This is a genomic window from Megasphaera sp., from assembly GCF_047831605.1.
Taxonomy (GTDB): Bacteria; Bacillota; Negativicutes; order Veillonellales; family Megasphaeraceae; genus Megasphaera; species Megasphaera intestinihominis.
Genome location: NZ_CP181255.1, coordinates 1578036 through 1600751 on the forward strand (window position 1 = coordinate 1578036; position 22716 = coordinate 1600751).

21 protein-coding genes are annotated in these 22716 nt (G+C 51.9%); 10 read left to right on the top strand and 11 right to left on the bottom strand.

The annotated features are described in order from the left end of the window. Nucleotides 1-138: 138 nt before the first annotated feature. A complete protein-coding gene (locus tag ACFWUB_RS07535) occupies nucleotides 139-858 on the top strand; it encodes a hypothetical protein (RefSeq protein ID WP_416183745.1) in 720 nt (239 codons plus the stop codon). A 218-nt stretch (nucleotides 859-1076) separates the two neighbouring features. Here the strand turns inward: ACFWUB_RS07535 and tnpC (ACFWUB_RS07540) are convergent, their stop codons facing one another. From tnpC (ACFWUB_RS07540) to ACFWUB_RS07575, 8 genes are all read right to left on the bottom strand, one after another. Beyond that, entirely contained in the window at nucleotides 1077-2615 is a 1539-nt protein-coding gene (gene tnpC / locus ACFWUB_RS07540) for an IS66 family transposase (RefSeq protein ID WP_416184393.1), read from the bottom strand. A 113-nt stretch (nucleotides 2616-2728) separates the two neighbouring features. After that, the gene (tnpB, locus tag ACFWUB_RS07545; protein ID WP_020311937.1) at nucleotides 2729-3082 is read right to left on the bottom strand and encodes an IS66 family insertion sequence element accessory protein TnpB; all 354 of its coding nucleotides are present in this window, start codon (nucleotides 3080-3082) and stop codon (nucleotides 2729-2731) included. Then, nucleotides 3082-3429: an IS66 family insertion sequence element accessory protein TnpA gene (gene tnpA / locus ACFWUB_RS07550; RefSeq protein WP_292299018.1), complete on the bottom strand. Its 348-nt coding sequence runs from the start codon at nucleotides 3427-3429 to the stop codon at nucleotides 3082-3084. Before tnpA (ACFWUB_RS07550) ends, tnpB (ACFWUB_RS07545) begins: the two co-directional genes overlap by 1 nt. Before the next feature lie 143 nt (nucleotides 3430-3572). Next, nucleotides 3573-5111 (bottom strand): IS66 family transposase, encoded by a 1539-nt coding sequence (gene tnpC, locus ACFWUB_RS07555; protein WP_416184374.1) that lies wholly within the window; start codon nucleotides 5109-5111, stop codon nucleotides 3573-3575. A gap of 113 nt (nucleotides 5112-5224) precedes the next feature. Continuing rightward, on the bottom strand, nucleotides 5225-5578 hold the full coding sequence (gene tnpB / locus ACFWUB_RS07560) for an IS66 family insertion sequence element accessory protein TnpB (protein WP_020311937.1): 354 nt from the start codon (nucleotides 5576-5578) through the stop codon (nucleotides 5225-5227). Continuing rightward, nucleotides 5578-5925, bottom strand: coding sequence for an IS66 family insertion sequence element accessory protein TnpA (gene tnpA, locus ACFWUB_RS07565; RefSeq protein WP_292282491.1), 348 nt, complete (start codon nucleotides 5923-5925; stop codon nucleotides 5578-5580). Before tnpA (ACFWUB_RS07565) ends, tnpB (ACFWUB_RS07560) begins: the two co-directional genes overlap by 1 nt. Nucleotides 5926-6296: 371 nt before the next feature. Then, a complete protein-coding gene (locus ACFWUB_RS07570; RefSeq protein WP_416183746.1) occupies nucleotides 6297-8153 on the bottom strand; it encodes an APC family permease in 1857 nt (618 codons plus the stop codon). 195 nt (nucleotides 8154-8348) lie between these two features. Continuing rightward, nucleotides 8349-8441, bottom strand: coding sequence for a YadA-like family protein (locus ACFWUB_RS07575; RefSeq protein ID WP_192813576.1), 93 nt, complete (start codon nucleotides 8439-8441; stop codon nucleotides 8349-8351). A 128-nt stretch (nucleotides 8442-8569) separates the two neighbouring features. Here ACFWUB_RS07575 and ACFWUB_RS07580 point away from each other — a divergent pair, with 128 nt between their 5' ends. Continuing rightward, nucleotides 8570-8803 (top strand): tyrosine-type recombinase/integrase, encoded by a 234-nt coding sequence (locus tag ACFWUB_RS07580; protein ID WP_416183747.1) that lies wholly within the window; start codon nucleotides 8570-8572, stop codon nucleotides 8801-8803. A gap of 172 nt (nucleotides 8804-8975) precedes the next feature. Here ACFWUB_RS07580 and ACFWUB_RS07585 read toward each other — a convergent pair whose 3' ends face one another. Further along, nucleotides 8976-10223: an IS256 family transposase gene (locus ACFWUB_RS07585; protein ID WP_020311933.1), complete on the bottom strand. Its 1248-nt coding sequence runs from the start codon at nucleotides 10221-10223 to the stop codon at nucleotides 8976-8978. A gap of 129 nt (nucleotides 10224-10352) precedes the next feature. On the opposite strand from ACFWUB_RS07585, the gene ACFWUB_RS07590 reads away from it, so the two are divergent. Together ACFWUB_RS07590 and ACFWUB_RS07595 are read left to right on the top strand one after the other, a co-directional pair. Further along, complete coding sequence (locus ACFWUB_RS07590; RefSeq protein ID WP_292261670.1) at nucleotides 10353-10571, top strand: plasmid mobilization protein; 219 nt, start codon at nucleotides 10353-10355, stop codon at nucleotides 10569-10571. A gap of 210 nt (nucleotides 10572-10781) precedes the next feature. Then, the gene (locus tag ACFWUB_RS07595; protein ID WP_020311845.1) at nucleotides 10782-12011 is read left to right on the top strand and encodes a [Fe-Fe] hydrogenase large subunit C-terminal domain-containing protein; all 1230 of its coding nucleotides are present in this window, start codon (nucleotides 10782-10784) and stop codon (nucleotides 12009-12011) included. Nucleotides 12012-12156: 145 nt separating this feature from the next. Here ACFWUB_RS07595 and ACFWUB_RS07600 read toward each other — a convergent pair whose 3' ends face one another. Beyond that, nucleotides 12157-12819 carry a uracil-DNA glycosylase gene (locus tag ACFWUB_RS07600; RefSeq protein ID WP_020723726.1) on the bottom strand — a complete coding sequence of 221 codons (663 nt, stop codon included), beginning with the start codon at nucleotides 12817-12819 and terminating at the stop codon, nucleotides 12157-12159. Nucleotides 12820-12978: 159 nt separating this feature from the next. On the opposite strand from ACFWUB_RS07600, the gene ACFWUB_RS07605 reads away from it, so the two are divergent. Genes ACFWUB_RS07605 through ACFWUB_RS07615 form a run of 3 tightly spaced genes read left to right on the top strand, consistent with a single transcriptional unit; the run spans nucleotide 12979 to nucleotide 15910 of the window. After that, entirely contained in the window at nucleotides 12979-13773 is a 795-nt protein-coding gene (locus tag ACFWUB_RS07605; RefSeq protein ID WP_416183748.1) for a carbon-nitrogen family hydrolase, read from the top strand. A 1-nt stretch (nucleotide 13774) separates the two neighbouring features. After that, nucleotides 13775-14722 (top strand): AEC family transporter, encoded by a 948-nt coding sequence (locus ACFWUB_RS07610; protein ID WP_020310066.1) that lies wholly within the window; start codon nucleotides 13775-13777, stop codon nucleotides 14720-14722. Nucleotides 14723-14740: 18 nt separating this feature from the next. Beyond that, a complete protein-coding gene (locus ACFWUB_RS07615; RefSeq protein WP_020310065.1) occupies nucleotides 14741-15910 on the top strand; it encodes a M20 family metallopeptidase in 1170 nt (389 codons plus the stop codon). 245 nt (nucleotides 15911-16155) lie between these two features. Here ACFWUB_RS07615 and gdhA read toward each other — a convergent pair whose 3' ends face one another. Further along, complete coding sequence (gene gdhA / locus ACFWUB_RS07620; RefSeq protein ID WP_292298414.1) at nucleotides 16156-17505, bottom strand: NADP-specific glutamate dehydrogenase; 1350 nt, start codon at nucleotides 17503-17505, stop codon at nucleotides 16156-16158. A 453-nt stretch (nucleotides 17506-17958) separates the two neighbouring features. Between gdhA and ACFWUB_RS07625 the strand changes: the two genes are divergently transcribed. From ACFWUB_RS07625 to tyrS, 3 genes are all read left to right on the top strand, one after another. Beyond that, on the top strand, nucleotides 17959-19872 hold the full coding sequence (locus ACFWUB_RS07625) for a fructose-bisphosphatase class III (RefSeq protein ID WP_020310063.1): 1914 nt from the start codon (nucleotides 17959-17961) through the stop codon (nucleotides 19870-19872). Nucleotides 19873-19913: 41 nt separating this feature from the next. Next, entirely contained in the window at nucleotides 19914-21029 is a 1116-nt protein-coding gene (gene nhaA, locus ACFWUB_RS07630; protein ID WP_071601821.1) for a Na+/H+ antiporter NhaA, read from the top strand. 214 nt (nucleotides 21030-21243) lie between these two features. Then, on the top strand, nucleotides 21244-22500 hold the full coding sequence (tyrS, locus tag ACFWUB_RS07635) for a tyrosine--tRNA ligase (RefSeq protein ID WP_292281787.1): 1257 nt from the start codon (nucleotides 21244-21246) through the stop codon (nucleotides 22498-22500). The last annotated feature ends 216 nt before the right edge of the window (nucleotides 22501-22716 follow it).

A 22716-nucleotide genomic window follows, 5' to 3' on the forward strand; every position in this document is an offset into this window, starting at 1 on the left:
CGCATGGTTAAATGATTTTATGGAAAATGAAAAGGGGCAATGATTTATGAATGAAATGGTAATAAAAATACAATTTATAGTATCGTAGCATATCAAAGAGGCTCTCTAAGTGAGCCTCTTTTTTAGGAGGTGTAATTGTTGGCTACTGTAATCAATCGAGGAAATGGTCATTGGGAACTTCGGGTCTATATAGGTCAAGATAAGGACGGCAACAAAATCCGTAAAAGTAAACGCATCGTAGCTAAATCCAAAAGAGCCGCTATGAAGGAACTAGATAAATTCAGACTACAACTTCAGGCAAAAGAATTACAAGCTGAAGAAGTAGCTGCTCCTGTCCATAAGGATATGGCAATTACCTTTGATAATTTTGTCGGTATCTGGGATAAGAGACATAATATCCATCTGGCCATGACGACAAGGGAACATAACCGGACACTGTTGCGAAACCGGATTCTGCCATTCTTCCATGACAAACCTATCGAAAATATCAACGTTGAAGATATCCGGGCTTTCATCTATGAACTTCACCAGAGTGAGATTCATCATAATTCTAGGCAAAAACAACGATTCTTGTCAGAGACGATGATTCACAAAAACTTTGCTCTTTTAAAACATATCCTGTCTAAAGCTGTTGAATGGGGCTATATCAAGGAAAACCCTTGTGACAGATTAGAACACAGAGAAATACCAAAGCCTAATTATCATCACTATCCCATTATTCAGGAAGAACAGCTGAAGAAATTGCTGAAGGCAATAGATGATTTACCTGATAACTACAGTGAATTGAAACACAGGGCTATATTTTATTTAACTTTGATGACAGGGATGCGAAAAAAATCTGTATTCAGAGGTCTGTGAAATATGTATCATCTCGTTGTACTGAAGTCTCTAATCCAAAGATGGACAAGTCCATCCGGACAGTTTACATCAGTGACTTCCTCAGCCAATTATTAGAACAACTTAAAAGAAAACAAATCAAATCCGCCCTGTGTGGTAAGCGGAAAATAAATCAGTGTATAGAAAAAGCCCCAGACTTATGCTATCCTTTTTTCATAAGTCTAGGGCTTTGATTCTATTTATTCTTTGCACTTTTCCTGGGGCTTTGTTGCCCAAGGCAGGTATTGATCCAAGGTTTCGGTATCTTTGAAGTTTGCTGTATTCGGCAGCTTTTCAAAAAGGTATTTCAGATACCGTTCGGGGTCCAAGCCGTTGGCTTTGGCTGTTTCAATCAGGCTGTAGACGATGGCACTGGCTTTGGCTCCTTTGGGGCTGTTACTGAAAAGCCAGTTTTTCCGCCCAACGGTGAAAGGTCGGATGCTGTTTTCCGCGGTGTTGTTGGAAATGTCACAGTGTCCGTCTTTGAGGTAACAGGTCAGCCCGTCACGGTTCGACAGGAGATAATTCATGGCCGTTGTCAGCGGCGATTTGGGCAGCAGTTTGTCGACATTGTTTTCTGCCCACGCGAAGAGCGCCTTCAGGATAGGCTTTTCTTCCCCGAGGCGTCGTTCATACCGTTCTTCCGGTGAGAGCGATTTATATTCTTTTTCTTTGTCGAATAACTGGCTGATCTGGTCGATACCCGCTTTGACTAAGGTGTTTTCGAGTCCATCCGTTTCTTTAGCATAAGCCGGAGCGGCATCGACGAACTTCCGTCGGGCATGGGCCCAGCATAGGCAATGCCCCGCTGTCTTGATGGAACGGTAGCCGACATAGTCGTCCGTCAGCAGGTAGCCAGAGAAACCTTCCAGGAAAGTTTCTGCACAATGGGCACTGCGCGTCGGCGCATATTCAAACAAACGGATTTTCCGCGTGGGATTCAAAGCCGTGCTGGCATAGACCCACATATATGACTTGCTCGTATTTTTACGGCCTTTTTCGTTATGCACCTGGATAGGTGTTTCATCAGCATGGAGACAGCGCTCTTCCAGGAGCATCTCATGCATCCGTCCATAGACCGGGGCCAACCATTCTTTGGAAGCGATGATGATCCAGTTAGCCAGATTGGCCTGGGAAAAGGCCAGGCCGATGCGTTTCCATTCGCTTTCCTGGCGGTACAGTGGCAGGGCATAGCCATATTTCTGCATCATGACATGGGCGACCACCGATGGTGAGGCGATAGAATGGGGGATGACCGGCTGAGGCATGGCTGCTTTCAGGATGGCAGGCTGTCCCTGCTTGCGGCAGGTACGGCATTCATAACTTTTACGATAGAAATCCTTCACTTCCACGCGGGCTGCGATGTAGACGACTTCCGAACGAATGAATTCTTCGCCTACCGGCGAAAGTGTGCTGCCACATTCCGGGCAGACCGTCGTTTCCGGTTCGACGACAATTTTCTGATGAGGCAGTTTGGCCAGTAATTCTTCACGATGGCCGACCTTTTTCTTGCGTTTGTGCGGCTTGACCGAAATTTCCGGTTCCGGAGCGCTGGGTTTCGCTTCTGTTTCTGCTTCATTGAACAGGCTCATCTGTTCTTCCGGGTACACGACTTTCTTGGTTTCCGACTTGCGGCCAAACTGAGCCTTGCGCAGCCATTCGACCTGCTTGCGCAGCTGTTTGTTCTCTGCTTCCAGAGACGCTTTCTGCGCGGTCAGTTCATCGATTTTCCCCTGCATTTCCTGTTCACGGATATCTGTCATACGGCACCTCAATCTTACGGATTTGTGATAAATCTATTATACCATAAAACAGCCGAAAACCCTAGCGTTTATGCAGTGTTTCGGCTATTTTACAAAACCGTTTTCGGCGTAATCTTTTGCACGGCCCGAGGCTGTTCAACAGACAGCCCCTCCATGAGCCAGCGGTACTGCTGTGGTGTGAGTTCCCGGACTTCATCAGGTGTCCTTGGCCACTGCAGCCTTCCTTTTTCCAAGCGTTTGTAGAGGAGCAGGAAACCATCACCCTGCCAGAGCAGGGCCTTGAACCGGTCCCGGCGACGGCCGCAAAACAGGAAAAGAGAAAGCTGAAACGGATCCATCTGGAACTGCTGGGCGATGATGGCACTGAGCCCGTCAATGGACTTGCGCATGTCCGTATAGCCACAGGCGATGAAGACATGTTCTGCTGAAATATGCAAATCCATCAAGCATTCACCTTCTGCAGTAGCTGCAGCGTCTTTTGCAGCAGTCTTTCAGAAGTATGCTCCGTCACTTCCAGGGAAAACGCACCACACTGCACGATAAGGGAATCCTGAACGGGAATCGCCGCCGAAAGAGGGACTAGTGTGGGGACTTCTTCCTTTTTAGTTTCCGGCGCCTGTGCCGGTGTGAAACGAATACGGAGTTTATGTTGCCAGTAGTAATACTGCTTGATAGGGATATCCTGCTGCGCACAGAATTCCTTCACCGTTAAGCCACTCTGCTGGCGCTGCGCGATGATCTGCATCCAGTGTTTCATTCTTATTTCGTGTGTAATTTTTTGAGTATCCAAAAACATCCTCCTTACTGAATAGGATAAATTAGAGTTTTTAGACAAAATGGGAGAAACTCTGTAAGCGGAAAATAAATCAGTGTATAGAAAAAGCCCCAGACTTATGCTATCCTTTTTTCATAAGTCTAGGGCTTTGATTCTATTTATTCTTTGCACTTTTCCTGGGGCTTTGTTGCCCAAGGCAGGTATTGATCCAAGGTTTCGGTATCTTTGAAGTTTGCTGTATTCGGCAGCTTTTCAAAAAGGTATTTCAGATACCGTTCGGGGTCCAAGCCGTTGGCTTTGGCTGTTTCAATCAGGCTGTAGACGATGGCACTGGCTTTGGCTCCTTTGGGGCTGTTACTGAAAAGCCAGTTTTTCCGCCCAACGGTGAAAGGTCGGATGCTGTTTTCCGCGGTGTTGTTGGAAATGTCACAGTGTCCGTCTTTGAGGTAACAGGTCAGCCCGTTACGGTTCGACAGGAGATAATTCATGGCCGTTGTCAGCGGCGATTTGGGCAGCAGTTTGTCGACATTGTTTTCTGCCCACGCGAAGAGCGCCTTCAGGATAGGCTTTTCTTCCCCGAGGCGTCGTTCATACCGTTCTTCCGGTGAGAGCGATTTATATTCTTTTTCTTTGTCGAATAACTGGCTGATCTGGTCGATACCCGCTTTGACTAAGGTGTTTTCGAGTCCATCCGTTTCTTTAGCATAAGCCGGAGCGGCATCGACGAACTTCCGTCGGGCATGGGCCCAGCATAGGCAATGCCCCGCTGTCTTGATGGAACGGTAGCCGACATAGTCGTCCGTCAGCAGGTAGCCAGAGAAACCTTCCAGGAAAGTTTCTGCACAATGGGCACTGCGCGTCGGCGCATATTCAAACAAACGGATTTTCCGCGTGGGATTCAAAGCCGTGCTGGCATAGACCCACATATATGACTTGCTCGTATTTTTACGGCCTTTTTCGTTATGCACCTGGATAGGTGTTTCATCAGCATGGAGACAGCGCTCTTCCAGGAGCATCTCATGCATCCGTCCATAGACCGGGGCCAACCATTCTTTGGAAGCGATGATGATCCAGTTAGCCAGATTGGCCCGGGAAAAGGCCAGGCCGATGCGTTTCCATTCGCTTTCCTGGCGGTACAGTGGCAGGGCATAGCCATATTTCTGCATCATGACATGGGCGACCACCGATGGTGAGGCGATAGAATGGGGGATGACCGGCTGAGGCATGGCTGCTTTCAGGATGGCAGGCTGTCCCTGCTTGCGGCAGGTACGGCATTCATAACTTTTACGATAGAAATCCTTCACTTCCACGCGGGCTGCGATGTAGACGACTTCCGAACGAATGAATTCTTCGCCTACCGGCGAAAGTGTGCTGCCACATTCCGGGCAGACCGTCGTTTCCGGTTCGACGACAATTTTCCGATGAGGCAGTTTGGCCAGTAATTCTTCACGATGGCCGACCTTTTTCTTGCGTTTGTGCGGCTTGACCGAAATTTCCGGTTCCGGAGCGCTGGGTTTCGCTTCTGTTTCTGCTTCATTGAACAGGCTCATCTGTTCTTCCGGGTACACGACTTTCTTGGTTTCCGACTTGCGGCCAAACTGAGCCTTGCGCAGCCATTCGACCTGCTTGCGCAGCTGTTTGTTCTCTGCTTCCAGAGACGCTTTCTGCGCGGTCAGTTCATCGATTTTCCCCTGCATTTCCTGTTCACGGATATCTGTCATACGGCACCTCAATCTTACGGATTTGTGATAAATCTATTATACCATAAAACAGCCGAAAACCCTAGCGTTTATGCAGTGTTTCGGCTATTTTACAAAACCGTTTTCGGCGTAATCTTTTGCACGGCCCGAGGCTGTTCAACAGACAGCCCCTCCATGAGCCAGCGGTACTGCTGTGGTGTGAGTTCCCGGACTTCATCAGGTGTCCTTGGCCACTGCAGCCTTCCTTTTTCCAAGCGTTTGTAGAGGAGCAGGAAACCATCACCCTGCCAGAGCAGGGCCTTGAACCGGTCCCGGCGACGGCCGCAAAACAGGAAAAGAGAAAGCTGAAACGGATCCATCTGGAACTGCTGGGCGATGATAGCACTGAGCCCGTCAATGGACTTGCGCATGTCCGTATAGCCACAGGCGATGAAGACATGTTCTGCTGAAATATGCAAATCCATCAAGCATTCACCTTCTGCAGTAGCTGCAGCGTCTTTTGCAGCAGTCTTTCAGAAGTATGCTCCGTCACTTCCAGGGAAAACGCACCACACTGCACGATAAGGGAATCCTGAACGGGAATCGCCGCCGAAAGAGGGACTAGTGTGGGGACTTCTTCCTTTTTAGTTTCCGGCGCCTGTGCCGGTGCGAAACGAATACGGAGTTTATGTTGCCAGTAGTAATACTGCTTGATAGGGATATCCTGCTGCGCACAGAATTCCTTCACCGTTAAGCCACTCTGCTGGCGCTGCGCGATGATCTGCATCCAGTGTTTCATTCTTATTTCGTGTGTAATTTTTTGAGTATCCAAAAACATCCTCCTTACTGAATAGGATAAATTAGAGTTTTTAGACAAAATGGGAGAAACTCTAATTGGTCTAATTCATCCTGTTTGATGAGCCTATTGTCTCACAAACAGCCAGGAGATTAAATCCACCGATTTATTTTCCGCTTACGAAACTCTAATTGGTCTAATTCATCCTGTTTGATGAGCCTATTGTCTCACAAACAGCCAGGAGATTAAATCCACCGATTTATTTTCCGCTTACCCTGTGTGTCCTCAATTCGGTCCGCATGCTCTATAAAAAATAACTGACCATCTCCCGATGACAGTTCCATAACAGAAAGCCCCGTCGAAGAAATTTCCTTCGACGGGGCTTTGTTGTAGATGCTACTTGATTTCTATTTCGTAAACTGCAGGGGGACTGTCGATACGACGACGTCTAAGTAAGGCAGGATACGGAGTCTTAGCAGCCAGCCGCTCTGGTTGTGAAGCAGGCGGTGCCATAATTTTTTCGTTTCAAATTCCGGAATGAGGACGGTAATCATATCTTTCGGAGCCGTCTCTTTCCGCAGCTCTTGGATAAAGGTGATGAGCGGGTCCGTCAACTGCCGATAAGGCGATTGAAGCATGATGAGCTCGATGTCGGGTTCCAGTTGGCGCCACAAGGTTTTGATTTTTTTACCCCGTTCATCGTCGCTGTAGACGTGGACGGCATAGATTTTATCTTTCGAACCGCTGATGATCTTGGCGTAGCGAATGGCCTTGGCTACGGCTTGAGTCGGGGACGCGATGGGGATGATGATGATATTGCGGCCTAAGTCGGTGGTCATGACTTTCGTATACTCTTCCGGTGTCAGCAACAGCTGTTCTCGGACGTCATCATAGTGATGATGGACTTTAAGGAACATATAGACCAAGGTCGGGATGAGCAGGACGATGATCCAGGCTCCGTAGATGAATTTGGTGATGAGGACGATGACGACGACGCAGGCCGTGACCAGGGCACCGAAGCCGTTGATGACGGAAAAGAGGCGCCAGTTTCGTTCCCGGCATTGTCTCCAGTAGACGACCATGGCCGATTGGGCAATGGTGAAGGAGAGGAATACGCCGATGGCATAGAGGGAAATGAGGTGCTCAATATTACCCTGGAAGAGGACAATCAAGATGCCGGCCATGAGCGTCAGGACTTGGATGCCGTTAGAATAGCTCAGGCGTTCACCGCGGTTGGCAAAGTAGCGGGGGACGTAGCCGTCGACGGCCATGAAAGAAAGAAGCGGCGGCAGGCCGTTGTAGGCCGTATTGGCGGCGATGTAGAGGATGACCATCATCAAAATCTGGATGACGTAGTAAATCAAGGTCCGGCTGAAGATATCTTCGACAAGGAGGGACAATAGGGTGTAGCCTTGTGTCGGCAAGAGGTGAAGATAAATGATGAGGTAACTGAGGCCGCCGAGCATGATTGCCAGGATACAGGCCATGATAGCCGTCGTTTCGATGGCGTTTTTTTGCTGAGGCGCCTTGAACATGGTGACGCCGTTGGCAATGGCTTCGATGCCGGTCATGGAACTACAGCCGTTAGCAAAGGCCCGCAGGACGATGAGCATCAAGGCGGTCTGATTCAATGGGGCTACCGTTTCGACAGCGACGGTATGAGCCGTGAGGGTGCCGTTCCAGATTTGATAGAAGCCGCCGATTAAGGTGATCCCCATGGCAGCCAAGAAGAAGTACGTCGGCCAGACGAAGACGGTTGAGGCCTCCCTGGTACCGCGCAGGTTGACGATCATCATCAGGATGAGAACGCCGAGGTCAAGGTAGACGTGATAAGGGTGGAGGACCGGAAAGGCACTGACCAGCGCCGCCGTCCCTGAAGAAATGGAAACGGCAACGGTCAGGATGTAATCGGCCAGAAGCGCCGCCCCTGCCGTAAGGGCCGGGTAGACACCGAGGTATTTCATGGCGATGCCATAGGAACCGCCGCCGCCCGGATTGACCCGGACGACCTGGGTATAGGACAGGGCAACGATGAATAATAAGGCAATGATAGCTAAGACGATAGGTCCGAAATAACGGTATGTCGCTAAGGTCGGTACCGAAGCCAGGACGATGGCAATCTGTTCCGGCCCGTACCCGACGGATGACAGGGCATCCGATGAGAAAATAGGCAGGGCCTTCCATTTTGGTATCTGTTCGCCCTCGAGTTTGGTATTCTCCAAAGGCTTGCCGAGAAGGTGGCGACTAATCGTTTTGAATAGCATGATAGCCTCCTTTTTTTATTGTAAGAAACTGCATTTTGCTAAATACAGCTTAGTATAATCCCTTTTCATACTCCTGTCAATAAAGGTTTTTCATGTGTTATTCCTGTTGACCATAAGATTTCAGAAACAATAGCAAAAAGACATCCCTCGCTGCTGCAAGTCAAAGGAGACTTTTTGTCTAAGGAGGAAATCGTGTTATTTAGAGGCGCCGAGGGCTGCGGCATGTTCGCTCTTGTAGGAGCCGAATCCGACGGCGAAGGAGCCTTTGTCATCGGGGGCGAAATCCAAGGGATGGAGTTATCATCACTATCCCATTATTCAGGAAGAACAGCTGAAGAAATTGCTGAAGGCAATAGATGATTTACCTGATAACTACATGATCATCTAGTTCCTGTAAGTCCTAGTTATCTGAATACATGGTTGACAAAAATGTGCAAAAAGATAGAATACCCCATATTGGTGTTCACTCTTTGCGTCATATGGCCGCTACGTATGCTCTGAATGAAGGGGCATCTTTAACGACTGTACAGTCAATGTTAGGGCATACAAACATACGGACTACGTCCATCTACTTACATCCCTTGGATAGTAAAAAGAAGGAGGCTGCACAAATCATGGGAAAACACTTTGATGAAATGCGGAAAGGGTAGATAGTTACAATAACGTTTATATATGGGAGAGAACGTGTATTGCGTTCTCTCTTCTTTTTTTGTTTTTTATGAATACTAAAACATATTAATAAAGAAAGAATGATTTCAATTGTTCTTAAATGATGCCAAATGAAGGAGCTGAGGGTGTGTCAAGAGTTTTGTGTAAATCGATTCAATAAGCAACATCGTATTGCTGCATAAGCTGAGACATCCTGTCGTCCATGAGCAGCTGGTTCCGGACCATCGCCCAGTTTGCGACGTGACGACCCTTCCATTTTTTATAGAGCTCTTGGATGCGTAGGTAGAAAATCTTGAAGACTGCATCCTCGTTGGGGAAAGCGCCTTTCTTGGTCACCTTGCGGAAGCTAGAGTTGACGCTCTCGATGGCATTGGTCGTGTACATGATCTTGCGCACGGCACTGCCATAGTTATAGAGCTGCTCGACGTGTGAGAAATTGTTTTCCCATACGCTGACCGCGCCTGGATAAGCCTGCCAGTCGGTCTTGAACTTCTCGAATTCCTGACGGGCCTGCTTGACGTTGATGGCACCATAGATGAGCTTCAGCTGCTTCGTGAATGCACTCCACTGCTTGCGTGGGATGTAGCGGATGGAATTGCGGATGAGGTGTACGATGCAGCGCTGAACCGTGGCATGCGGGAATACAGCCTTGGCGCCTTCCTCCAATCCGCTCACGCCATCCATGGACAGGATGCCAAGATCCTTAACGCCGCGAGCCCGCAGCTCGTCGAAGATCTGCATCCAGGCATGCTTGCTCTCCGTCTCGTTGATCCAGAGGCCAAGGACATCCTTGCAGCCGTTGACGTCATAGGCAAGCATGACATAGACGGCCACCTGCTGGACGCCATACTCCGTGCGCAGCGATACGTAGATGCAGTCGACGAAAGCAAATGGATAGAACGACTGGAGCGGACGATTCCGCCATGCCTCGACCTCTTCCATGACGCAGCCTGTGATGGTGGAGATCTGTTCATGTGACATCTGGAAGCCGTAGATGTCTTCGATGGTTGCAGCGATGTCGCGTTGGCTCATGCCACGGGCATACATCGCCAGTACCTTGCCCTCGATGGACGAAACGTCGCGCTGGTGCTTCTTGATGATCTGCGGTTCAAACGTACTCTGGCGATCCCTAGGGACGCGGATAGGAACCTCGCCCAGAGAGGTCTTGAGCGTCTTGGATGAATAGCCGTTCCGGACATTGTCACCGTCTTCGGAGCGCTCATGCTTCTTATGGCCGAGATGATTTTCCATCTCACCTTTGAGCATGGACTCAAAAATGGGGCCAAAAATCTGCTTCAGGACGTCCTGTACGTCTTCCGCGCTCTTGATGTCGTAGTTGTTGAGGATTTGCTGAGCAATCTGCTCGCCTGGGGTAGTTGGTGGAGTTTTACACTTTGCCATTCTGTTACCGTCCTTATCTTTGTTTACCCCAGTATGGGGCATAAAGTAGATTCATGCAATACCGATTTACACAAACTATTTTACACTCCCCAAGAAAGAGACTGTATAGCAAAGAAAGGTGGTCATATTATGAGTAAATCTTTGAGGAAACGTAATATCGAAAAACAGTTAAACAACAGAAAGGAATATTATGACAGGGAAGAGAAAGAAAAGAAAACCGTCCAAATAAATACTCGGTGTACAGCTCATACAAAGAAAATGCTTGATGAAAAAGTAAAGGAAAGCGGCTTAACCGTATCCGAATATATAACACGCTTGATTGAAGAGGGGCAGGGCAAAACAGATTAATTGTTTCGTTACTGGACCGCGTGTAAAATCGGCGATGCCTTTCATGAAAAAAGCCTCCTTTTTTTGCAAATCGTACTCACTATAGCAATCTGGGCAGGCTTTTTCAATATAGAACATAAAATTATCATAAAACTGTTGTAATAACGAAAAATCTGCTACAATAAAGCTGTATTAGTCTGTGTTAGCAGATGTTCACAAAGGAGGTTCCTCATGAAAACATTAGATGAATTGTACCAGCAGATGCTTAAACGGGCTGCTGACGGTAAACCGGTCGGTGTCGATGGTGACCCGAAATTGATCGATTGTCTGGCTCATCCCGACGACCATCCCCTGATCTGGCGGGTCAAGCCCTGTCTCTGTCCGCCCGATGAACCACATCACTGCCAGGAAGCCTGTGACTGGGGCGCTATCACGTCCGGTCCCGATGGCATCTCCATCGACGACAGCCAGTGCGTCGGCTGCCAGGCCTGCGTCGATGCCTGCAAGCTCGATACCCTGAAGACGCGGAAAGACCTTATCCCTGTCGTCCAGGAACTGCACGACTACGACGGCCCTATCTACGCCTTGGTTGCTCCTGCCGTATCCGGTCAGTTCGGTCCCGATGTTACCATGGGGAAACTGCGGACAGCTTTCAAGCGCCTGGGTTTCACGGGTATGCTGGAAGTCGCCGTCTTTGCCGATATCCTGACATTGAAAGAAGCCCTGGAATTCGACAAGAACATCAACAATGAAGACCAGTTCCAGCTCACCAGCTGCTGCTGCCCCATGTGGATTGCCATGATCAAGAAGCTCTATCACCAGCTCCTGCCCAACGTCCCGGGCTCTGTCTCGCCTATGATTGCCGGCGGCCGTACAGTTAAGGCCCTGCATCCTAATGCCAAGACTGTCTTCATCGGGCCCTGCCTGGCTAAGAAAGCTGAACGGAAAGAACCGGACCTGGTAGGCGCTATTGATTACGTCCTGACCTATCAGGAACTGCGCGACTTCCTGACGGTTACGGACATCGACCTGGCATCCCTGCCGGAAGACAACGTGCCCCACGCTTCGGAAGCGGGCATCTGCTACGCCTATGCCGGCGGCGTCTCTGAAGCCGTCACGGAAACGGTCCATCAGCTGAACCCGGACCGCAAAGTCGACATCAAGACGCGCAAAGCCGATGGCGTCCCGGCCTGCAAGGCCATGATCAACGACATCCTGGCCGGCAACCGCGATGGCAACTTCTTTGAAGGCATGGGCTGTCTGGGCGGATGCGTCGGCGGTCCCCGGGCCATCATCAAGAAAGAAGAAGGCAAGGTCAACGTCCAGGCCTACGGCAAACAGGCGGCCTACAAGACACCCATGGAAAATCCCTACGTCATCGAATTATTGAAGAAACTCGGCTTCCCGACAGTCGAAGAATTCCTCGAACGGAGCCACCTGTACGACCGTATTTTTGACTGATGATGGGTATGGTCATCATGTAGTGACCTTTTTCGTCAGAGTTTCTAGGGGGCGCCCCACGTGGCGCCCCTACAGAAAAAAGGGCTGTCGCATCTGCGACAGCCTTTTTTTACACGGCCTGCGAACTGCAGCCTTCAAGGGCCATTTACCAATGCCGGCTCTCTTTTAATGCTGCATATTGGGCCAGGAGGTCCGGCTTTTCCGGGCTCTGATAGGTATAGTCGGGCATGGCGGCTTTGGCTTTTTCGACAGCCGCTTTGAAGTCGTAGTAGACCTGCCATTTCGATTCGACCAGTTCGTGGCCGGTCTGGCGCAGGAGAAAGGCCGGGTGATATGTCGGCATGATGTCATAGCCGCGCCACGTGAACCACTTGCCTCGGTTGCGCATGATGCTGGCGGCGCGGCCATAGAAATACTGGAAGGCGACTTTGCCTAGGCAGACGATGACTTTCGGCTGGACCAGTTCGATTTCTTTGACCAAATGGATGTCCGCGCAGTGGCGCCCTTCTTCCAGGGTCGGCGTGCGGTTGTTCTTGGGCCGGCACTTGACGATGTTGGTGACATAGACGTGGTCCCGCGTGAGTCCGACGCTCCACAAGGCCTTGTCGAGGAGCTGCCCCGACGGGCCGACGAGGGGAACGCCGTATTCATCTTCCACACCGCCAGGCCCTTCGCCGACGAACATCAGCGGCGACGCACAATCGCCGGAATAGCGCGTCGGTCCGCGATTGCCTTCGTCCCGTAAGTGACAGGCTGTACAGCTCATGAGTTCTGTCAGCCAATCTTTCATCTTTTCATTTTCTTCCATGATACCCCTTCTTTATGCGATAATTAATTTTACTATAACAAGGCGGCCGCCTCTTTTCAAGTCGTCCAGCGGTATTCTAAAAAAATACTTTTTACATACTATAGTATGGTATATAATAAAGCTAAATTGACATGAAAATTAAAGAAAGGGGGAAGTGCAGTGAAAATCTCACTCATTCAATTTCCTATCGTCCCCGGCGACAGGCTGGCCAATTTCGACCAGGTCCGGCGCCGCGTCCAACAGGCGGCCAGGGCTGGTTCGGATATGGCCGTGCTGCCTGAATTGTGGGACCTGTCGTTCTACCCGCCTGATGTTTATGACCTGGCCGATGAAGAGGGCCGCCAGGCCCAGGCGTTTTTGCAGGACCTGGCTGCGTCCTGTCATATCCAGCTCATCGGCGGCTCCATTGTCCGCCGTCACGACGGGTGCCTGTACAATACGACGTATATCGTCGATGAAGAGGGGAATCGCGTCTCATCGTATGACAAATGCCATTTATTCACGCCTGGTGGGGAAGAGAAGGTCTTCGCGCCGGGAGATCACTTGAATACTTTCTTCCTGGGCGACATCCCTATGGCGTCGATTACCTGTTATGACCTGCGCTTTGGCGAATGGGTCCGCATGGCGGCCCTGGCCGGTGCCCAGATCCTCTTTGTCCCGGCCGCCTGGCCTCATCCCAGGCTGGCTCATTGGCAGATACTCAATCGGGGCCGGGCTATTGAGAACCAGTTCTTCGTCGTCGCCGTCAACAGCTGCGGTACCTGCGGTGACTACCGCTTCTGTGGCCATTCTATGATTATCGACCCGTGGGGCGAAGTGCTGGCCCAAGGAGGAGACGGTGAGGAAATCGTTACCGGCGAAATCGACTTGTCCGTCATCAAAGACATCCGCAGCCGCATCAATGTCTTTCGCGACCGGCGGCCTGAGTTATATCATTTAGAAGGGAAGCGGTAACGTGGAAGGCGTATTGCACGGTTTACAAGGTATTTTTGAAGTCCTCTTCATCATTTCCATCGGCTTCATCTTGGCCAAGAAAGGCTGGTTCGGGCCGGACATGAGCGCTGTCTTTACCAAACTGGTCATGAAGATAAGCCTGCCCTTATACATGCTCTGCCAGCTGGAAAAGGACTTTACCCATGATTCGCTGCTCCGCATCGCGCCGGACCTGCTCCTGCCCTTTGCGTCAATCCTTTTGGCCTATGCCGTCGGCCGCATAGCGGCCAAAGTCCTGCACATCCGCCAGGACCGGCAGGGCGTCTTCATCACTTGTTTTTTCATTGCCAATACCATCTTCATCGGCCTGCCCGTCAACCTGGCCCTGTTCGGGACGCAGAGCGTGCCGTCGGTCATGCTCTATTACATGGCCAACACGACCATGTTCTGGACCCTCGGCGTCTACCATATCGTCAACGACAGTCTGGGCGGCAAGGGGAATATGCCCTTGTTTTCCCTGCAGACCCTGAAGAAAGTCTTTTCGCCGCCGCTCCTGGGCTTTTTGGCTGGCCTGGTCCTGATTATGGCCAATATCAAGCTGCCTGATTTCCTGCTGACGTCGTTCCAATACGTTGGCAATATGGCGACGCCGCTGTCGCTCATGGTCATCGGCATTGAAATGACGGGCATTTCTCTGGCGTCGGTCCGCTGGGACCGGGACATCATCGGCGCCCTCGTCGGCCGCTTCCTGGTCTGTCCGGCCTGCGTCCTGGTGCTCCTGCCCTTCATCCCGGTCACGCCCATGTCGGCCCAGGTCTTTACTATGCAGGCCAGTATGCCGGCCATGACCCAGATGACAGTCGTCGCCAAGTCCGTCGGCGCCGATGTCCGTTATTCGACGGAAGTCAGCTTTATCACCGTCGTCATGGGCATCGTCATCATTCCCTTATATATGTTTATCATTGGATAGAAGGAGTTTTTTTAGAAAATGAATACCCTCGAAGATTTGAAGAAAGCTTTGAAAGCCCATGAAGCCCAGGCTTTTCAGCTCAACTATACCATTGCTGACGACCCGGAGCTGTCCGGTGAAGAATATCATGCCTGCCGCCACTACGTCGATTTGTGCCGTTCTTTGGGCATGGAAGTGGAAGAACAGTTCACCGGTCAGCCGACGGCTTTCCGAGCCATCGCTCATCGGGCCGATAAACCCGTCTTCAAGATGGCCCTTTTGGCGGAATACGACGCCCTGCCCGGCGTCGGCCACGGCTGCGGCCATTCGGCCAATGGTGCCATGAGCTTCCTGGCCGCTGCGGCCTTAAAGGATTTGAAGGATCTGCCTGTCGACGTCGACCTCATCGGCACACCGGACGAAGAACTGCGCGGCGGCAAGGTCATCATGTGCGACCAGGGCGTCTTCAAGGACTATGATTTCGCCGTCATGGTCCACGTGTCGCCGACCCGGACCAATGCCAATTCCCATTTCCTGGCCCTCGACGACTACCGCATTGCCTTCCACGGCCAGACGGCTCACGCCGCCGGTGAACCCTGGAACGGCCGCAATGCCCTGAATGGGGCCATGCTGGCCCTGCACGCCGTCGATATGCTGCGCCAGCACGTCCGGCCGGAAACGCGAATCGGCTCGTATATCGTAAACGGTGGGGCCGCCTCCAACGTCGTCCCCGATTACGCCGAAGTCGAATGTTGTATCCGCCACAGCGAACGGGAATATCTCGATACCGTCGTGGCCAAGGTCATGAACTGCTTCAAAGGGGCGGCCATTGCTACGGAAACGACATATGACGTCACCCAAATGGGCTGCAAATTCGATAACATGGTCTGGAATGAAGCGGCGACGAAAGCGTCGGAACAGGTCCTCCAGGCCATGGGGATCCCTTACGAAGAACCAAAGGATTGCGGCAGCTCCGACGTCGGCAACGTCAGCCATCAGTGCCCGGCCGTCCACGTCCACCTGGCCTTGGGCGACGTCCCCATGCCGGAACACTCGACGGACATCGCCAATGCCGTCAAGGCCAGGACCATCGAACCGACCATCGTCAAAGGCGCCGAAATCATGGCACGCCTGGCCCTGCTCTTCGCCCAGGACACGGCCCTGCGCCAGCAGATGAAAGATGAGTTCACGGCGAAGAGCCTCTCCTGATAGAGGTAGTTTGTAGGGGCTCGCACATGCCTTTTCAGCCTGTCAGGTCATGACTGCAAGGAATGGCAAGACGGCTGCTGAAACGGACCGCTGTAGAGGGCGAGCCCGTTAGGTATATGTGAAATACTTGGAAAACGGATTTGCGTGAACGGGTCGCCCACGTGGCGACCCCTACAGAAAAAAGGAGCTGTCGCGATGCGACAGCTCCTTTTTTCACGCTCTATATATTCAGTTTCAGGTATACCTTAGAAGACACCTTGTGCCAGCATAGCGTCGGCGACGCGTTCGAACCCGGCGATATTGGCACCGGCTACGAGGTTGTAGCCCAGGCCGTTGCGGGCAGCTGCGTCTTTGCAGTTCTGGTAAATGGTGTTCATGATTTCGTGGAGACGGTCATCGACTTCCTTGGCAGTCCATACCAGGCGTTCGCTGTTCTGGCTCATTTCCAGGGCCGATGTAGCGACACCGCCGGCGTTGACGGCTTTCGACGGAGCGACGATGATGTCTTTCTGATCGAGTAAGAATTTCAGGGCATCGTTGGTCGTCGGCATATTGGCGACTTCGATGTAGTAGCGGATCTTGTTGGCAGCAATCTGTTTAGCCTGTTCCATATGGACGTCGTTCTGCATAGCCGACGGCATGACGATATCGACTTTGCGGCCCCACGGTTTTTCGCCCGGGAAGAATTCGACGCCGAATTTATCGGCATAGTCCTGGACGCGGTTGCGGCCGCTGTTGCGCATTTCGACGATGTAGTCGATCTTTTCCTGCGTAGCGACGCCGTCCGGGTCATAGATGTAGCCGTCCGGACCGGAGAGGGTAACGACTTTGGCACCCAGTTCCGTAGCTTTCTTGCAGATGCCCCAGGTTACGTTGCCGAAGCCGGCAGCGGCGATAGTCTTGCCTTTGATGTCCTGGCCGTCGTCTTTGAGAACGTTTTCCAGGAAGTATACGGCGCCGTAGCCCGTAGCTTCCGGACGGATGCGGGAACCGCCGAAGCTGAAGCCTTTGCCCGTGATGACACCGTTTTCGAAGCAGCCTTTCAGGCGGCGGTATTCGCCGAAGAGGTAGCCGATTTCACGGCCGCCGACACCCATGTCCCCAGCCGGTACGTCGACATCGGGACCGATGTAGCGATAGAGAGCCTGCATGTAGCTCTGGCAGAAACGCATGATTTCAGCGTCGGACTTGCCCGTCGGGTCGAAGTCAGCCCCGCCTTTGGCGCCGCCGATAGGCAGGCCGGTCAGTGCGTTCTTGAAAATCTGTTCAAAGCCCAGGAATTTGATGATGCCTGAGTATACGTTCTTCTGGAAACGAAGGCCGCCTTTGTAGGGCCCGATAGCGCCGTTGAACTGGAAGCGGTAGCCCGTGTTGGTGTGGTATTTGCCTGCATCATCCTGCCAGACGACGCGGAATGTGAATTGCCGTTCCGGTTCGACGAGACGGTTGAGGAGGTCGAACTTTTCATATTCCGGGTGGCGTTCGACGACAGGGTCCAGGGAGCTGAAGACTTCTTCGACGGTCTGGACGAATTCCGGTTCGTTTGCGTGTTTCGTGCGTACATTTTCAATGACAGATTCCAAATACTTATTCATATGTAATCACCTCATTTAAAATTAATTATACCTAAAACTGATTTCTACAATTACATAATAACATGTTTTTCCGTCCTTGCAAATACCACAATGAGGAAAAGATTTTTCCATGATGGCACTGCATTGCCACTATGTGAAAGAGAACGTCAAAATTCAAGGATTTTTAAGGTATAAGATAAACGTTATAGTAAGTTAAAGGGAGGTATTCGTTAAAAATAATTGCAATATAAATCAAAATCATGGTATAAATAGAACTATACTTATTGAGGAAGAAGGGGGAAGACGGCCCTTTGTCTTTTGCTGGAGGAATAATTGTATACACCAGTTAAACAAAATGGAGAGGAAGGTGACGAAAATCAGAAAAAGAACCTAGTCACCCTGACAATGATGATATACAATAGAAAGTAAATAAGCCATACAACATATACTATATAAGAAAGAGAGGTACGCAACATGGAAACGTACGATACCTATTCCCCGGAATATTTGCGCTATTTGGAGCTCCTGTCCAAGGAGTATCCCACGCAGGCGGCGACGTTCACGGAAATCATCAATCTGCAGGCCATCGTCAACCTGCCGAAAGGGACAGAACACTTCATGAGTGACCTGCACGGTGAATACGAAGCCTTCTATCACATCCTCAACAACTGCTCCGGCGTCATCCGCGAAAAAGTGGAAATGATTTTTTCTGACAAGATGAGCAAGGCCGAACAGGACGACTTGCTGACTCTTATTTATTATCCTAAGGAAAAGCTGAACATGCTCTACCGCGAAGGCAAGGTCAACGATGACTGGGCCCGGACGACGCTGGAACGGATGATCGACCTGGCCAAGCTCTTGTCGTCGAAATATACGCGGTCGAAAGTCCGTAAAGCCATGCCGGAAGTCTTCCGCTTCGTTATCGATGAACTCTTGCACGCCCAGCCCGATGAAGACCAGAACCAGCTGGTCTATCACATGAAGATTCTCGACACCATCTTGGAAACGGGAAGTACGCGCCAATTCATTTACGCTTTGGCCAATCTCATCAAACGGCTGGCCGTCGACCACCTGCACATCATCGGCGATATCTACGACCGCGGCGCTCATGCCGACAAGATCATGGACACGCTCATGCATCATCATTCTCTGGACATCCAGTGGGGCAACCACGACGTCCTCTGGATGGGTGCTGCTGCCGGCAACGCGGCCTGCATCGCCAATGTCCTGCGCAATAACATCCGTTACCATAATATGGAAATATTAGAAAGCGGCTATGGCATCAGCCTTCGGCCCTTTGCCCTCTTTGCCTTGCAGACGTATAAAGAGGACGACGGCATTGAGCCCATGGTCAAGGCCATCAACGTCATCGTGGCCAAGCTGGAAGGTCAGACCATTTACCGCCATCCCGACTACAATATGGACGACCGCCTGCTGTTCCACAAGATTGATTGGGAAAAAGGCGTCATCACTCTCGATGGCAAGACGTATGAATTGAAGACCAAGGACTTCCCGACGGTCAATCCCCAGGACCCGTACACGCTGTCGCCGGAAGAACACCAGCTCATGAACGACATCCAGGCCGAATTTACCGAAAGCGAACGCCTGCAGCGCCACATCCGCTTCCTCTACAGCCACGGCTCGTTATACCGCTGCATGAATAACAACCTCCTGTTCCACGGCGGCCTGCCCCTCAACCAAGACGGCAGCTTTAAGGAAATCTACCTCGACGGTAAGCCGTATAAGGGCAAAGCCTTCATGGATAAGGCGGAACACCTCATCCGCCGGGCTTATGACCAGCGCGATACTGACAGCCTGGACTATATGTGGTACCTCTGGTGCGGTGCCGATTCCCCTGTATCCGGCCGCATCGTCAAGACTTTTGAACGGAGTTACATCATAGACGAATCGACGTGGAAAGAACCGCAGAATGCCTACTACCGCCTGAATCGCGATAAAGACGAATGCATCAAGATCCTCCACGAATTCGGCATCGACTCGCCTCAGGGACACATCATCAACGGCCATACGCCGGTCAAGGTCAAGAAAGGCGAAAGCCCTATCAGGGCGGAAGGCAAGGAAATCTGCATCGACGGCGGTTTCTGCAAGGCCTACCAGGGGTCGACGGGCATTGCCGGCTACACGCTCATCTTCAACTCCCACGGCATACGCATCAAATCTCACTACCCCTTTGAAGATGTCTACCAGGCGTTGATGAACAACGTCGACATCGATTCCGAATCGACACAGGTCGAACTGGAACCGAAGCGCGTCATGATCGGCGACACGGATAACGGCAAGAAACTCCTCCAGATGATCCACGACCTGAAGGCCCTGCTGGAAGCCTACCGCCAGGGCGTCATCCTCGAACGCCGTCCGAACCCGTAGGGGCCGTCCCAAAGGGCGGCCCGCCTAGTTAAGGAGGAAATATGAAACGAGAATCGTTAAGCGGACTGTTACTCATTGCCTGTGCGATACTTGCCATGGCCATCTCTAATTCTCCCTTCGGTCCCGCTTATGAACGCTGGCTCCAGGCCCCGCTGCCGGCAGGGACGCACATGTCCCTGCTGCACTGGGTCAATGACGCCGTCATGGCGCTGTTCTTCTTTGTCGTCGGCGCCGAAGTGAAGCGGGAATTCCTCTATGGAGAACTGAAGTCCCGGTCGGCAGCGATGCTGCCCATGGCTGCGGCCTTAGGCGGCATGCTCGTGCCGGCTGCGATTTATGGCCTGTGCAATGCCGGCCTGCCGACGGCTGGTGGCTGGGGCATCCCCATGGCGACGGACATCGCCTTTTCCCTGGGCGTCCTGTCCCTGGCGGCTCCGAAAGCGCCGCGCAGCCTCGTCGTCTTTTTGACGGCCCTGGCCATCGTCGATGATCTCGGCGGTATCGTCGTCATCGCTGTCTTTTATGCCGGTTCCCTCAACCTTCCGGTCCTGGCCGGCGGCCTCATCGTCTGGCTGCTGATGCTGGCTGGGTGCCGCAGGAATTGGCAATCAGCCTGGTTTTACGCTGTGGGAGGTATCCTCATCTGGCTGGCCTTCTTCTACGGCGGTATCCATCCGACCATGGCCGGCGTCCTCACGGGCTTCGCCATGCCGGCCGTGCCCGGCAAGGATGGAAGGGAAGGCCTGCTGCTGCGGGCAGAACACGCCCTGACGCCTGTCTCGGCTTTCGTCATCATGCCCGTCTTCGCCCTGGCCAACGCCGGCATCCGCCTCGACCTGAGCGGCCTGACCGGCCTGGCGTCGGCACCGGGACTGGGCGTCCTGGCTGGCCTGGTCCTGGGCAAGCCCATCGGCATCGGCCTGGCCGTCTGGCTGTTGACGGCCTTGAAAAAAGCGTCCCTGCCAGAAGGGCTGACGATGAAACACTTCTGGGCCGTCGGCCTCCTGGCCGGTATCGGCTTCACCATGTCCCTGTTCATCGCCGGCCTGGCCTTTCCCGGCAGTCCGGTCCTGATGACGGCCAAGACCGCCATCATCGCCGCGTCCCTCACGGCGGCCATCCTCGGCGGCTTCCTGGTCAACCGCGTAAGCCGATAGCCTTCCTGTAATTATCGGTAGGGGGCTCACACGTGGCGAGCCCGCCGCGAATAGTCAGCCATATACCAAGCGGGCCAATGTGGCGTGGTTTTGCGGCCTGCGGCCTGCGGTCTGCGAACAGCGGGCGCCTTTGGCGCCCATCATTGACGTAATACGTTCATGTCGTTATAATGAAGAGTAACTTATCATTTTTTATACAAAAGGAGCGAATTCGATGAATATTATTGATGAATTGTCTTGGCGCGGTGCCGTCAATCAGATGACAGATGAAGAAGGGTTGCGTAAGCTCACGGAAGAAAAGAGCATTTCCCTCTATTGCGGTGTCGACCCGACGGGTGACAGCATGCATATCGGCCACTTGATTCCGTTCATGATGCTTAAACGCTTTGCCAATGCCGGCCATCATCCGTATGTCGTCATTGGCGGCGGTACCGGTGCAATCGGTGACCCGAGCGGCCGCAAGACGGAACGCCAGCTCCAGACTCTCGATAAAATCAAGGCCAATGCCGAAAAATTGAAGGCTCAGTTCATGCATCTTTTCGGCGATTCGGAAAACATCACCTTCGTCAATAACTATGACTGGCTCAGCCAGATCAGCCTCCTCGATTTCCTCCGCGATTATGGCAAACTGTTCAGTGTCAACATCATGCTCAGCAAGGAAGTCGTTGCCAGCCGTCTGGAAGCAGGCATTTCCTTTACGGAATTTTCCTACCAGATTCTCCAGTCCATCGACTTTGAACACCTCTTTTCCCATAACGACGTCCAGCTGCAGATCGGCGGTGCCGACCAGTGGGGCAACATCACGGCCGGTATCGACACGATCCGCAAGATGCACGGCAGCGATGCCAAAGCCTATGGCCTGACCATTCCCCTCATGCTGAAATCGGACGGCACCAAGTTCGGCAAGACCGCCGGCGGCGCTGTCTGGCTCGACCCGGAAAAGACATCGCCCTTTGAATTCTATCAGTTCTGGCTCAACCAGGATGATGCGGACGTCGTCAAATACTTGAAATACTTTACCTTCCTCAGCAAGGAAGAAATCGACGCCCTGGCCGAATCGGTCGAAAAAGAACCGGAAAAACGACTGGCCCAGCGCCGCCTGGCTGAAGAAGTCACGACTTTCGTCCACAGCCCGGAAGCCCTGAAGGAAGCCCAGAACATCACGGAAGCCCTGTACCACGGCAGCATCGCCGACCTGTCGGAAAGCGAATTGGAACAGGCCTTCGGCAAGATGCCGACTGTCGACGTTTCCAACGAAGATAAAGACGTCGTCAACTGGCTCGTCGATTCCCAGATTTACAAATCGAAACGCCAGGCCCGCGAAGACATCACCCACGGTGCGGTCACCATCAACGGCGTCAAAGTCACGTCCCTCGACGAAATTGTCAAACCTCACAAGAATTCCAACGGCAAGTTCGTCATCGTACGCAAAGGGAAGAAGAAATACACTTTGGCCCGGGTTCATCAGTAAGGGTAAATTTTAGAAAATTGTTAAAATAGAATATTGACAGAAGCGCTTTGCTATGCTATAATAACTCATTGCAAAATGTTCAATTGATATTATGAGATACATGGAGGAAGCGCTTCCGGTGAGCAAAAAATTAAGCAAGGTTCAAATCGTCTGAGAGCCTTGCTTTTTTGTCGCTTTACACGGCGCTGTACAACGCTATCATAATGATTTACTTTT

Bases quoted from the DNA above. Each gene is read 5' to 3' on its own strand.
- tnpB (WP_020311937.1), bottom strand. From the start codon at position 5,578: ATGGATTTGCATATTTCAGCAGAACATGTCTTCATCGCCTGTGGCTAT.
- ACFWUB_RS07585 (WP_020311933.1), bottom strand. From the start codon at position 10,223: ATGGCAAAGTGTAAAACTCCACCAACTACCCCAGGCGAGCAGATTGCT.
- ACFWUB_RS07590 (WP_292261670.1), top strand. From the start codon at position 10,353: ATGAGTAAATCTTTGAGGAAACGTAATATCGAAAAACAGTTAAACAAC.
- ACFWUB_RS07570 (WP_416183746.1), bottom strand. From the start codon at position 8,153: ATGCTATTCAAAACGATTAGTCGCCACCTTCTCGGCAAGCCTTTGGAG.
- tnpB (WP_020311937.1), bottom strand. From the start codon at position 3,082: ATGGATTTGCATATTTCAGCAGAACATGTCTTCATCGCCTGTGGCTAT.
- tnpC (WP_416184393.1), bottom strand. From the start codon at position 2,615: ATGCAGGGGAAAATCGATGAACTGACCGCGCAGAAAGCGTCTCTGGAA.
- nhaA (WP_071601821.1), top strand. From the start codon at position 19,914: ATGAAACGAGAATCGTTAAGCGGACTGTTACTCATTGCCTGTGCGATA.
- ACFWUB_RS07580 (WP_416183747.1), top strand. From the start codon at position 8,570: ATGGTTGACAAAAATGTGCAAAAAGATAGAATACCCCATATTGGTGTT.
- ACFWUB_RS07600 (WP_020723726.1), bottom strand. From the start codon at position 12,819: ATGGAAGAAAATGAAAAGATGAAAGATTGGCTGACAGAACTCATGAGC.
- ACFWUB_RS07615 (WP_020310065.1), top strand. From the start codon at position 14,741: ATGAATACCCTCGAAGATTTGAAGAAAGCTTTGAAAGCCCATGAAGCC.
- ACFWUB_RS07595 (WP_020311845.1), top strand. From the start codon at position 10,782: ATGAAAACATTAGATGAATTGTACCAGCAGATGCTTAAACGGGCTGCT.
- gdhA (WP_292298414.1), bottom strand. From the start codon at position 17,505: ATGAATAAGTATTTGGAATCTGTCATTGAAAATGTACGCACGAAACAC.
- tyrS (WP_292281787.1), top strand. From the start codon at position 21,244: ATGAATATTATTGATGAATTGTCTTGGCGCGGTGCCGTCAATCAGATG.
- ACFWUB_RS07625 (WP_020310063.1), top strand. From the start codon at position 17,959: ATGGAAACGTACGATACCTATTCCCCGGAATATTTGCGCTATTTGGAG.
- tnpC (WP_416184374.1), bottom strand. From the start codon at position 5,111: ATGCAGGGGAAAATCGATGAACTGACCGCGCAGAAAGCGTCTCTGGAA.